General features: G+C 42.7%; 11 protein-coding genes. All 11 read left to right on the top strand.

Going from position 1 to position 12572, the window contains the following annotated elements; translation table 11 throughout:
* Positions 1–51: 51 nt before the first annotated feature.
* The 11 genes from QZ305_RS04140 (at position 52) to rfbC (ending at position 12499) form a co-directional block, all read left to right on the top strand.
* Positions 52–1182, top strand: coding sequence for an ABC transporter ATP-binding protein (locus QZ305_RS04140; RefSeq protein WP_294730317.1), 1131 nt, complete (start codon positions 52–54; stop codon positions 1180–1182).
* An 8-nt stretch (positions 1183–1190) separates the two neighbouring features.
* The gene (locus tag QZ305_RS04145; protein WP_294730318.1) at positions 1191–1976 is read left to right on the top strand and encodes an ABC transporter permease; all 786 of its coding nucleotides are present in this window, start codon (positions 1191–1193) and stop codon (positions 1974–1976) included.
* Between the two features lie 8 nt (positions 1977–1984).
* Positions 1985–4459 (top strand): glycosyltransferase family 2 protein, encoded by a 2475-nt coding sequence (locus QZ305_RS04150; protein WP_294730320.1) that lies wholly within the window; start codon positions 1985–1987, stop codon positions 4457–4459.
* A 31-nt stretch (positions 4460–4490) separates the two neighbouring features.
* Positions 4491–6203 (top strand): LCP family protein, encoded by a 1713-nt coding sequence (locus QZ305_RS04155; RefSeq protein ID WP_294730322.1) that lies wholly within the window; start codon positions 4491–4493, stop codon positions 6201–6203.
* Positions 6204–6269: 66 nt separating this feature from the next.
* Positions 6270–7379 (top strand): glycosyltransferase, encoded by a 1110-nt coding sequence (locus QZ305_RS04160; protein ID WP_294730323.1) that lies wholly within the window; start codon positions 6270–6272, stop codon positions 7377–7379.
* The gene (locus QZ305_RS04165; RefSeq protein ID WP_294730324.1) at positions 7376–8137 is read left to right on the top strand and encodes a glycosyltransferase; all 762 of its coding nucleotides are present in this window, start codon (positions 7376–7378) and stop codon (positions 8135–8137) included. Before QZ305_RS04160 ends, QZ305_RS04165 begins: the two co-directional genes overlap by 4 nt.
* Entirely contained in the window at positions 8130–8834 is a 705-nt protein-coding gene (locus QZ305_RS04170; protein ID WP_294730325.1) for a glycosyltransferase family 2 protein, read from the top strand. Before QZ305_RS04165 ends, QZ305_RS04170 begins: the two co-directional genes overlap by 8 nt.
* Complete coding sequence (locus tag QZ305_RS04175; RefSeq protein WP_294730327.1) at positions 8831–9793, top strand: glycosyltransferase family 2 protein; 963 nt, start codon at positions 8831–8833, stop codon at positions 9791–9793. The genes QZ305_RS04170 and QZ305_RS04175 overlap by 4 nt, the downstream gene beginning before the upstream one ends.
* Complete coding sequence (locus tag QZ305_RS04180; protein ID WP_294730328.1) at positions 9786–10967, top strand: MerR family transcriptional regulator; 1182 nt, start codon at positions 9786–9788, stop codon at positions 10965–10967. The genes QZ305_RS04175 and QZ305_RS04180 overlap by 8 nt, the downstream gene beginning before the upstream one ends.
* Before the next feature lie 68 nt (positions 10968–11035).
* Entirely contained in the window at positions 11036–11914 is an 879-nt protein-coding gene (gene rfbA, locus QZ305_RS04185) for a glucose-1-phosphate thymidylyltransferase RfbA (RefSeq protein ID WP_294730330.1), read from the top strand.
* 9 nt (positions 11915–11923) lie between these two features.
* Complete coding sequence (gene rfbC / locus QZ305_RS04190; RefSeq protein WP_294730332.1) at positions 11924–12499, top strand: dTDP-4-dehydrorhamnose 3,5-epimerase; 576 nt, start codon at positions 11924–11926, stop codon at positions 12497–12499.
* Positions 12500–12572: the final 73 nt, after the last annotated feature.

The raw sequence follows: 12572 nt of genomic DNA on the forward strand, positions 1-12572 counted from the left end.
CCATGGGCCATAGACAAATGTTAGAATGACGGTTAGTGAAGGAGAAAGTTGATGGATCCGAGAAATGCGATAGAAGTCAGAGACATGTCCAAGTACTTCAAGATCAATCGTGATAAAGCGAATACCCTTAAAGAGAAAATCCTCTTCTTTCATCAGAAGGGAAATGATGAAGTTTTTAATGTATTAAAAAATATAAGTTTCAACATACAGAAGGGTGAAACAGTTGCATTGATTGGAACCAACGGAAGCGGCAAGTCCACACTCCTGAAACTGATGACGAAAATAATATATCCAAACAGAGGAACAGTGGAAACTCAGGGAAAACTGACCAGTTTGCTGGAACTTGGAGCCGGTTTCCATCCTGATTTTACCGGACGGGAGAATATCTATTTCAACGCATCTATTTTTGGCTTGACACGCAATGAAATAGATAAGAGGCTGGACGATATTATTGCTTTTTCTGAACTGGGAGATGCGATTGATGATCCGATTCGAACCTATTCTTCCGGTATGTATATGAGGCTGGCTTTTTCTGTGGCAATCAACGTAGATGCGGAAATCCTCCTGATTGACGAGATATTAGCAGTGGGAGATCAGCACTTTCAGGATAAATGCTTCGATAAGTTGGAAGAGCTTCGCGACAGCGATAAAACAATCGTGATTGTTACTCACAGTCTGGATGTAGTGAAGAAACTCTGCGATAGAGCTATATGGATTTACAAAGGGGAATTCAAACTGGATGGAGATCCGACTTTTGTTATTGAGGAGTATTTGCAGCAAGTTGAAAAAGATCACCATGAAGAGCGGAGAAGAGCGATAGCTGAAGGAAGAGAAAAGCTGAAAAGTATTATCTATGTAGATCATCCCAGGGACTTTTCACATCTTAGCCGAGAGAATGATATTATCCATTTCTCCGGGTGGGAGCTTTCCAATGGAATGAGTACGGATTTCTGTGTTGAAATTGATGGAAAACCGGTACAGAGAATTGAGCGTTATCCAAGACCGGATGTATACGACGTATATGCAGAATCATTCCTGGGGTTTATTAATCGGAATACGCTTGGCTGGTCGATGCCGGTCAATCTTTCAGAATTGGAGCCAGGTCAGCACACATTAATTGTCTATGATCTGATCAATGACAAAAAGCTTGGACAAAAAGAAGTTGTGTTTACTGTAGATTGAGGTTGACCATGCAGATATTCAAGAATTTATATGCTTACCGCGAACTGCTGAAAACGAATATCAAAAAGGATATCCGGGGTCGTTATAAGGGTTCATTTTTGGGCGTTCTCTGGTCTTTCATCAATCCACTGTTGCAGGTAGTGGTTTACTGGATTGTATTCCCCTATTTAATGGGACGTGGAGCTGATGGCGAAAATTATCTGATTTACCTGATTACAGGTTTGATTCCCTGGACATTCTTTTTAACGACAGTGAGCAGCGGAACGACTGTCATAAAATCAAATGCTGGAATCATTAAAAAAGTGTATTTCCCCAGAGAAATCCTCCCTATATCTACAGTCGCGAGTGGACTGGTAAACTTTTTTATTTCCTGCATCATTATCGTTTTGTTTCTTCTGGGATCTGGTGTAGGCGTATCCATCACAATTATCCAGGTTCCTGTGATTGCTCTGGTAGAAGCTGCACTTGCTTTGGGAATTGTGTTTATCTTGAGTGCCCTTGATGCCTACGTACAGGATGTAGAGAATATCGTTCAATTCATTTTGAATATGATGCTTTACGGATCGCCGATCATCTACCATCTGAATCAGTTCAGCAGTGCGGGACTGCTCTATAAACTTATCTCTCTGAATCCAATGACAATTCTTATCAATTCGTTTCGGGATGCATTTATGTATCACCAGTGGATCAACTGGGGCCCATTGGGAATAGTGGCTTTGGTCAGTCTGATACTCATCGTTGCGGGTTACGCAATCTTCCGAAAGCTTGAGAAAGGTTTTGCGGAAAAACTGTAGGAGGCTTCATGAAACAAAAAGATTTATTTTTCTCAATTGACAGCTTGAGACTGACCAAAACTGATTGTGATTATTGCCTCCGTATCGGCGGCTGGGCATTCCGTAACTACTCGAATACAATTGGCTATCGGCTGAAGGTCAATGGGAACGAGACTGATATTACCTGGAAACCGGTTCAGCGATCTGATGCATTTCAAAAGCACAAAAAATTTTTAAAAGACAGGAATGATTCCCTGGGTTTTTCCGTGATTGCCCACTGGAAAGAGGAACCTCATTCGATATCTTTCGATTTAGTGACAGGAACAGGGAATTATCTTCTGATTAAGCTGAGTCAGGGACAAATCAACAAGATTCTTCAGAACCAGACCATAGAATACTATTTGGACTCTTTTACTGTGAATGAGGATAAGACCTCAGCTGTTGCTGTCGGCTGGGCTTTGGATTTTACCAACCAACAACCGGTAGTCTCCATATATGATGATTTTGATACCTTGATTGGCTCTTCTGTACGTTTTGAAAACCGGCCTGATTTGCTCCGCCTTGGAATTATCGAGAAAAGGAACAGCCTTTGCGGGTTTCGGGTAACTTTTCCCTTTGAAGAAGGGAGACAGTACAGATTGGTATTATCATCAGATTACTGTACAAAAACTGTAAGACTGAGAAAGCAGAAGCCACATATTCTCGGACCTCTCGCAGGCCATGTTCGAAATTTGAAACCTGGTCAGGTGAAAAATGCATATTCTTATCTAAGAAAGTATGGGGTTCGACAGTTTTGCTTTCGGGTGAAAGAAGTCTGGAATGGTCAGCCGGATTATGATGCCTGGTTTCGAATGCATCGAATATCTGCAGATGAACTTGAAGAACAGAAAAAAACAGAATTTATTTATACTCCAAAAATCAGTCTGATTGTAGCGACTTTCAATACCAAAGAACGCTATCTGGAGGATATGATTGGCAGTTTGCTGCGTCAGAGTTATACCAACTGGGAATTATGCATTGCCGATGGCAGCGATCATGATGGAGTGTTCAAGTACGTTGACAATCTTTGCAGTGCTGACTCCAGAATTAAATATAGAAAACTACAGGCAAACTATGGTATCTCTGGAAATATGAATGCAGCCTGGGAACTGGCAACTGGTGATTACATTGGTTTGTATGATCATGACGATTTCCTTGAGCTGGATACTTTGTTTGAGGTTGTCAAGGCTCTTCAAGACCATCCATATGATGTCGTCTATAGTGACGAAGACAAATTTGATGATTCCAAGAAAGTTTATGCCGATCCGAATTTCAAGCCTGATTTCAATGTGGACTTATTCAGATCCCATAACTACATCACCCACTTTTTCGTAGTCAAATCAGACATCGTGAGGAGAATTGGTTTGATGAAGGCAGAATATGATGGAGCACAGGATTATGATTTCATGTTTCGTGTCTTTGAACAGACACAAGATATTTATCATATACCGAAGATACTCTACCATTGGAGAATGCATAATCTTTCCACTGCCATGGATCCAGAAAGCAAGCAGTACTGCTATGACGCAGGCCGCAACGCAATAGCCGATCATTTAAAGCGCATTGGAGTGACTGCTGAAGTCAGCAAACTGCCAAAGCCTTTCTATGGATGCTATGAGACAAAATACACAGTTAGAAATGAACCATTGGTTTCAGTTATTATTCCCAACAAAGACAATCGGGTTACACTGGAAACATGCATCCGGTCATTGTATGAAGTTAACAAGTACAATAACATTGAAGTTCTGATTGTGGAAAATAATTCCACGGATCCCGAGACTTTTGCTTATTATGAGGTTCTCGAAAAGAAATACCCCAATCTTCAGATTCTCTCATGGAAGGATGCATTCAACTATTCCAGTATCAACAACTTTGCTGCAGAACGGTCAAAGGGAGAATATCTGCTGTTTCTGAACAATGATACAGAGATGATCAAACCTGATTCGATAGAAAATATGCTTGGGATTTGTCAGCGACCTGAGGTAGGAGCTGTGGGTGCAAAACTTCTGTATGAGGATGATACAGTTCAGCATGCTGGAGTAGTGATTGGTTTCGGAGGATATGCCGGACATGTAAACACTGGTATTGGTGCAGAGGATGCAGGTTATATGATGCGGGCGCGTCTGAATTGTGATTATTCTGCTGTAACCGCTGCCTGTATGATGATCAGAAAGTCTGTTTTTGAAACCGTAGGTGGCTTTGATCCTCAGTTCGTTGTTGCCTGCAATGATGTGGATTTATGCCTGAAAATCCGGGCTTTGGGATTACTGGTGGTTTATGATGCGTTTTCAATCTGGCATCATTACGAATCCAAAACCAGAGGATATGAAGACAGCCAGGCCAAAATTGATCGCTTCAATGGGGAAGTGGCCAGATTCCAGGACAAGTGGAAAGACGTTCTCTCCAAAGGGGATCCTTACTATAATTCGAATTTCGACATTACAAGGGGGCCATTCGAATACTGATAAATCTGGAAAGAATTGAGGTTGGGAATACATGGATTTTCTTAAAAAACAACAGTTTTGGGTGTGGCTTTCAACAGGTTTGTTAGCTGCATCCGGATTGTGGTGTATGTATCAACTGTACACTCTAAGCGTTTTACCGGATCATCTTCAACTTCCAGTATTGGTTATCATTGCTTTGATATGCCTTGTGGTTATTCTCGTCCAACTGGAATTTGCACATTCCAAGCGGGTCAGAACAGTCTTCATTGTCATTGCCTTTTTGCTGGGAGCAGTATTTTCGACAGCTGCTTATTACCTGTACAGAACCAATGGTACTCTGTCTGCCATAACAGCCATCCGAAATACCAATGACAACAACATCTCTGTGGTTGTGATGAATGACTCTGAAATCCATGCTCTGGAAGACCTTTCCGGAAAAAAAGTCGGTGTCCTGAAAAATATCGACAAGGGTGGGACGGAAAAAGCGCTGGAGCAGGTCCAGAAAGAAATGCCTGTGGAATTCGAGCTGGTTGAACTGGATTCTGTGCCTCAGGAAGCAATGGCTTTGTACAATGGTGAGGTAGATGCAGTTATCCTGAATGAGGCATACAGAACAAATGTTATCGAGCTTGAAGAATATGCCGATTTTTCAAACCGGACCAGAGTGATCTTTCAAGCACATTTTAAAACTGATGCAACCAATGAGCCCCTGGCTGTTTCGGATGTGACCACGAAACCTTATAACATTCTGATTTCCGGCAACGATACCTATGGAGATGTAGGGGAATTATCCCGGTCTGATGTGAATATGGTTGTAACGGTTAATCCCATGACATCCACGGTCCTTCTGACCAGCATTCCCAGAGACGCCTATGTAGCCGTAGACTGTGGAGATGCATATGCCTGTGCAGAGGGACAGCTGGATAAAATCACTCATACAGGAATCAATGGTGTTACTTCCACAAAGCGCACGGTGGAGAAGTTGCTGGATATCGATATCAATTACACATTCCGTGTCAATTTCTCCAGTGTCACGAATATCGTGGACAGCCTTGGCGGAATTGATATTGATGTCCCTGAGGGGCAGGCTGTAGAAACGTTCTACGCCGACTCCACACTGGAAGGTGTGACCGAGGGCTGGAATCATCTGGATGGGGAACGTGCATTGTCCTTTGCGAGAGAACGGTATGCCTATATTGATGGTGACAATCAGCGGGTTCGAAATCAGCAGATGGTCTTGAAGGCTATTTTTGACAAAGCGACCAGTCCGGATATCATCGTGAATTACCCCAGTTTGCTGAAAGCGCTGGAGAGTGCTTTTGATACAACACTGTCGCAGGACGAAATTACGAGTTTCATCAAATATCAGATACAGGCAATGCCTGGATGGAAGTTTGAGACGTATCAGCTCAGCGGTGAAGGGTCTACGCTGTTCTGTCCTTCACTGGGACAGGCAGCCTATGTGACGGTTCTGGATCAGAATACAGTTGCTTTGGCTCATGATAAAATCATGGCTGTTCTGGATGGCAAGGATGCAGACAATGTTACAGAACCACAGCCCCGGGAAACAAACGATGAAATGAATTCGGGGTATCAGCCCGGGTATGACAGTTACGATGATGGTACCGGTTATTACGATAATCCAGAGGATTATTATGACAATTCTCAATGGGTTAGCCCGGATATGAATGATTCTGAAGGTTATGCCGATCCTTCACAGGATGAATCTGAAAATGATGAATCCCAGATATACTCTGCAGGGTGAAATGCAGCAATTCCGAGTGTGATATACTGTTTTGGAATGTTCTGAATAGAAAGGAGGAGGGTCCGCTTGAAGGTCGCTATTGTATGTTTCAATGACACATTCTTCGACAGAGTGCGATTGCTGAAAAAGTACTATTTGTCGAAAGGTTACCAGGTCACTGTCGTCAGTTCCGATTTCTCACATCGTCAGAAACAGCGAATTGAAACTCTTGATGGCGCCGATAGTTTGATTGAAACTCCTCCTTACTACAAGAATCTGTCATTCAGAAGACTGTACTCTCATCTTCGCTTTTCTCAAAGGGCTGAAAAACTGATGGAGGAACTGCAGCCTGATATTATTCATTCCATGGTTCCAGCCAACTCGCTGTGCAAAACTCTGACTCACTATAAGAAAAATCACCCGGATACGAAACTTTATTTTGATATCAATGATTTGTGGCCAGAGGCACTGCCCATTCGCAACTTTGAATGGCTGCCGGTATTTACACTGTGGAAAAGGATGCGTGACCGCAACCTCCCGGCTGCGGATCGGGTGTTTGTTGAATGCGAACTTTTTCTGGACGGGTTAAAGCAGAACAGAGAATATACAGTGTTGCATTTTGCACGCTCTCAGGATCCTATGCCCATGAACGTGGAGCTCGACCCGACAACTGTGGATCTTGTATATCTGGGATCCATCAACAACATCATTGATATCAGTCTGATCCGCCAGATTACAGAAGCAACAGCCAGAATAAAACCAACCCGGTTTCACATTATTGGAGAAGGGGAAACAAAAGAAAGGCTGATTTCTGAACTCAAGGCGACAGGAGCGGAAGTGATAGATCATGGCATTCTGTTTAATCCAGAAGACAAGCAGGAAGTTTTTAATCACTGTCATTATGGTTTGAACATCGTCAAACCCAATGTTATGGTCGGTCTCACCATGAAATCTCTGGATTACATGATTGGCGGACTTCCAATGCTGAATTCCATTGGTGGTGATACGGAAAAACTGGTTGCAGATTATGATCTTGGATTCAACGTTGACCGCAACCACCTGGATGAACTGGCTTTGGAGATTTGCAGTGAATCGCCAGACAGAGCTCAGATCAGAAGAAAAAACATGCAGCAAGTATATGATGAATTCTTTTCCGAGGAGACTTTTTTCAAGACTCTGGATGAGGTGGACGCATGAAGGTATATGCAGTATTGGTTATATATAATCAGCATCTGTCTGACTGTCCATCATTTTATTCGGCTTCGAAAGAATCAGATGTACAGCTTCTCGTGGTAGATAACAGCACTGACGAATTGTTTCAAAACCAGGAAGAAGCCCGTCGGGCAGGCGCCTGGTTTCTTTCTATGGATGGTAATCAGGGACTGGCAAAAGCCTATAATGCGGCTTTTGATTTCCTCAGGAGTAAAAATGGGGACTGGGTTGTACTGCTCGACGATGATACCGAGATTCCGGAAGAGTACTGGAAAGAACTTCAGAAGACCAAACCGGATTCTGTACAGTTACCAATAGTCAAAACCATCAGAGGACAGATGATTTCACCTGCAGAGATCCGACTTGATTTACCGCGACCGGCCAAAGAGCTGAATGCTATCAAGGAGATTACGGGTATCAACAGCGGGATGGCCATTCCCAAAAACCTGACTGATTCTTATCGTTATGATGAAAGGCTGTTCCTTGATTTCATTGACCATCAGTTTCTGAAGGATATGAAAAACAAAGGAATAAAAATATGTATCCTCCCTGTACAGCTGAGACAGCGGTTTTCTGCAGATCAACCGGAAAAATCTGCAGCTCTTGTTCGCCTGCAGATACAAATGCATGACTTGTCTGTCTACTATCAATATGCACCATGGAAGTATTGGTATCTGGTTATAAAAAGAAAAATCCGGCTGGCCCTCCAGCTTCGAAGTCCGGAGGTGTTGTGGTATGGCTAAGAGGGTTTCCATCGTTCTTGCCGCATGCAATGGGGAGAAGTATATTTCTGCTCAAATAGCATCTATACTGCAGCAGCTTGGGGAAAATGATGAGCTGATCGTTACACTGGATCCATCTACTGATCAAACAGAATCGATTGTTACCGGATTCCATGATCCAAGAATCCGCTTATTACAAGGACCAGGGCGAGGAGTTATAGGCAATGTGGAGAATGGTTTGGCAACAGCATCTGGAGATTATATTCTTCTGGCCGATCAGGATGATATCTGGCTCCCGGGTAAGCTTTCCAAAGTTTTAACAGCACTTGAACAGGATGGGGTTCTTCTTGTTTTGCATGACTGCCGGATTGTAGATGAGAATCTGAATGTGCTAAAACCTTCCTATTTTTCATGGCACGGAACGAAAAAAGGATTTTGGAATAACGTGATTCGCAACTCATTTATTGGTTGCTGCATGGGATTTCGCCGGTCTCTGCTGGAAAGGGTATTGCCATTTCCTTCTCAGCTTCCAATGCATGACCAGTGGCTTGGTTTAGTTGCCTGTGCATCGGGGAAAGTATCGTATCTGGAAGAACCACTTTTGGATTATCGACGCCACGGAGACAATCAGTCCAGTCTTCACCATGCCGGCTTGAAACAAATGATTGCCTGGAGGGTTTGCGTAATCCGGGCATTGAAAAAACGAGGATTATTATGATTTCGGTTGCCATGGCGGTTTATAACGGAGAGAAATATCTGAAAGACCAGCTGGACTCCATATTGAATCAAACGACACCTGTGGACGAGATCGTGATCGTAGATGATAAGTCAACAGATGCAACGACAGATATTATCAGAGAATATCAGTTGAAGAATCCGCAGATACGATTATTTTTGAATGATAAGAATATTGGATACAGAGAGAATTTTCGCAAGGCAGTGAGTCTGTGTCATGGGGAGCTCACCTTTTTGTGCGATCAGGATGACAGGTGGGATCCAAAGAAAGTCGAAATTATGTCCAGAATCATGGAAAATGATAAAGCTATAAAAGTTCTGGCTTCTTCATTCCAGTTTATGGATTCATATGGCTCTCCCTATGCTGTTAAACTGCGAAGAGGGATGTCCAATAATAACATGTATCTGAAGCCTGTTCGAGTGAATGATCTGGTTCCTGTTAGTTTTGAGGAATTTTGCAGTCACAATTACTTTCAAGGCTGTTCAATGGCTATCAATTTACAGATCAGAAACGAATTTGTTGAAAACGGAAGTCACAGCAGGTTACCACATGATTGGTTAATTGCATTGATTGCCAGTCACGAGAAGGGGTTCTATTTTCTGAATCAGCCACTCTTTTTTTATAGAATACACGCGTCCAACACGATCGGAGTTCCCAAGGGACAAAAGAAAGAAGAATGGGTGCGATTAAAATTCGCAGAAGATATGCTTGATGCAGCCAGGACGGCTCAAGCTCTTTGGCCGCAGGAATATGGTCAGGATTTGGGAATGAATCATAGGATTCGTTTTTGCATTGATCATATTGATGCATTGAAAAAGCGTTCGTTTTTCAAACTGTTAGCTCAGAATCTGGATCCGGTTTATGGTGAGCTGAAGAGCTACAGGGCGCGGGCAATGGATTTGCTATTCGCTATGACAAGCAAAGGGACAACAGATGTATAAAACTGGTGAATTTGCAAAGCTGGCAGGAACAACGGAAAAAACCATTCGGTACTATGACAGAATAGGTATTCTGAAACCCTCAAACCACTCTGATAAAGGATATAGACTGTATACTGATGCAGATCTTCTCAAGCTTCAGAAAATACTCTTTCTAAAAAAGCTGGGATTTGAGCTGTCAGAAATTGTTGGACTTGTGGAGGGTGAAGAAGATTTTTCTCACACATTAGCAGAACAGAAAAAACTGATCAGCCAGAAAATATCTTCTTTAAAAATTGTAGAGGATTCCATTACTCAGCTGATGAAGCGGGGAGAAGGGTATGGATGGGCAGATATAGCTGAACTGATTCGGTTGATGAATGAAAGTTCCCAGGTTGCAGATAATTACAGAGACAGCAGGGACCTTAATGTCAGAATCCGACTGCATAATCTGTATTCAACGAATCCTATAGAGTGGTTTGACTGGGTAAGCTCTCAAATTCAGTTCACGGGAAAAAACAGAATTCTAGAGGTCGGATGCGGGAATGGACGGTTGTGGTCATCCATCAATAAATCGGCCTACCGGAATAGAGAGGTGTTCCTTACTGATAAATCCACAGGTATGGTAGAGGAAGTGCGAAAGAGATTTGGAAAAGATGTGAATTGCCTGCAGGCAGATTGTGAATCCATTCCATTTAAAGATTCGTATTTTGATTTGGTGATAGCAAATCATGTCCTGTTTTACTTGAAAGATATTTCTCGGGGCCTTGCGGAAATAGTTCGTGTACTGAGGCCAAACGGTCAATTGATTTGTACCAGTTACAGCGAAAACCATATGCAGGAAATATCTGATTTATGCAGAGAATTCAATCCAATGATTTATCTGTCTTCAGATAGGCTCCAGGAACGTTTTGGCTATGAAAATGGAAAAGAAATTCTGGAAAGATATTTTGATGTGATCAATTGCAATCTATATAGAGATCAGTTGAAGATCGATCGCCCTGAACCACTCCTGAGCTATATTCTGAGCTGTCATGGTAATCAGACAGAGATTTTGACTCCACAACTGGAGCAGTTTAAGAATTTTCTGTCGAAGAAAATCAAAGCGAATGGAGCGATATTTGTAACGAAGGAAGCATGTGTATTTGACTGTAAACATCCCAAAGCATTGCTCTCGCTGTTGTCACAACGGAAATAAACCCAGTATTTATGATTGACCCTGACCTTAGGTCAGGGTTTATTGTGTTTACATTGGAGGTATATTCCATGAAAGGCATTATTCTGGCTGGAGGAAGCGGAACCCGTCTGTATCCTCTGACAAAAGTCACATCCAAACAGCTTCTGCCCATTTACGACAAGCCCATGATTTATTACCCCATGAGTATTCTCATGCAGGCAGGAATCAAAGATATTCTGATTATCTCCACACCGGAAGATACACCTCGCTTCGAGGAACTCCTTGGTGATGGCCATCAGTTTGGCGTGAATCTGTCTTACAAAGTTCAGCCTTCTCCGGATGGTCTGGCACAGGCATTCATTCTGGGTGAAGAATTCATTGGAGATGACTCTGTTGCCATGATCCTGGGGGATAACATTTTCCATGGCCATGGACTTGCCAAAAGGCTTCGGGCTGCAGCAGCCAGAAAAGACGGCGCCACTGTGTTTGGCTATTATGTGGAAGATCCTGAACGGTTTGGTGCCGTAGAGTTTGATGGAGAAGGTAAAGCAGTATCTCTGGAAGAGAAACCCGAGAATCCTAAATCAAACTATGCTGTAACTGGTCTGTATTTCTATGACAACAATGTAGTCAAGTATGCCAAAAATCTGAAACCGAGCCCCCGCGGAGAGCTGGAGATCACAGATTTGAATCGCATCTACCTGGATAACGGAAACTTAAATGTGACTCTTCTGGGAGACGGATTTACCTGGCTGGATACAGGCACCCATCAGTCGCTGGTGGATGCGACAAATTTTGTGAAAACCATTGAGGAACACCAGCACAGGAAGATTGCCTGTCTGGAAGAAATTGCTTATGACAATGGCTGGATTGGTCTTGATCAGCTTAAGGACACTTATGAAATCTACAAGAAAAACCAGTACGGTGATTACTTGAAGAAAATCATGGAACGGAAATACATCAAATAGGAGGAAGCTATGAAAGTAACTGAAACTGCCATCCCAGGCGTATTGATTGTCGATACTGATGTGTTTGGAGACAACAGAGGTTATTTCACAGAGACTTATTCCAAGCCAAAATATGAAAAACTGGGAATCAATGTTGATTTTGTTCAGGACAATATGTCTTTCAGCGCTGTGCCAGGTACTTTGAGAGGACTGCATTGGCAGAACCCGCCTTACGCACAGTCCAAACTGGTTTCCTGCACCAAAGGCAAAGTTATTGACGTAGCAGTGGATATCAGAAAAGGAAGTCCTACATTTGGACAATGGGTATCTGTAGAACTGTCTGAAGACAATCATCGTCAGTTCTTTATTCCTCAGGGATTTGCTCATGGATTTCTGACACTGACACCTGATGTGGAATTCCGGTATAAAGTAGATAACGTTTACAACAAGGAATCTGAAGGTGGAATGCGCTATGATGATCCCACCGTAAGCGTTGACTGGGGAACTCTGCTGCAGGGAATTGAGCCGGTTTTATCCGAAAAGGATAAATCAGGGCCGACTCTGGAACAATCGGATAATCTGTTTATATATGGTGAGAATTGCTGATGATGCATGAAGATATAAAAATCTTGATAGACTACCAAGCTCAGTTAATGGCTTATCACACATAAATAGCGCC

The organism is uncultured Faecalibaculum sp. (genome assembly GCF_910588395.1).
Taxonomy (GTDB): Bacteria; Bacillota_I; Bacilli_A; order Erysipelotrichales; family Erysipelotrichaceae; genus Faecalibaculum.

Bases quoted from the DNA above. Each gene is read 5' to 3' on its own strand.
- QZ305_RS04140 (WP_294730317.1), top strand. From the start codon at position 52: ATGGATCCGAGAAATGCGATAGAAGTCAGAGACATGTCCAAGTACTTC.
- QZ305_RS04145 (WP_294730318.1), top strand. From the start codon at position 1,191: ATGCAGATATTCAAGAATTTATATGCTTACCGCGAACTGCTGAAAACG.
- QZ305_RS04150 (WP_294730320.1), top strand. From the start codon at position 1,985: ATGAAACAAAAAGATTTATTTTTCTCAATTGACAGCTTGAGACTGACC.
- QZ305_RS04155 (WP_294730322.1), top strand. From the start codon at position 4,491: ATGGATTTTCTTAAAAAACAACAGTTTTGGGTGTGGCTTTCAACAGGT.
- QZ305_RS04165 (WP_294730324.1), top strand. From the start codon at position 7,376: ATGAAGGTATATGCAGTATTGGTTATATATAATCAGCATCTGTCTGAC.
- QZ305_RS04170 (WP_294730325.1), top strand. From the start codon at position 8,130: ATGGCTAAGAGGGTTTCCATCGTTCTTGCCGCATGCAATGGGGAGAAG.
- QZ305_RS04175 (WP_294730327.1), top strand. From the start codon at position 8,831: ATGATTTCGGTTGCCATGGCGGTTTATAACGGAGAGAAATATCTGAAA.
- QZ305_RS04180 (WP_294730328.1), top strand. From the start codon at position 9,786: ATGTATAAAACTGGTGAATTTGCAAAGCTGGCAGGAACAACGGAAAAA.
- rfbA (WP_294730330.1), top strand. From the start codon at position 11,036: ATGAAAGGCATTATTCTGGCTGGAGGAAGCGGAACCCGTCTGTATCCT.
- rfbC (WP_294730332.1), top strand. From the start codon at position 11,924: ATGAAAGTAACTGAAACTGCCATCCCAGGCGTATTGATTGTCGATACT.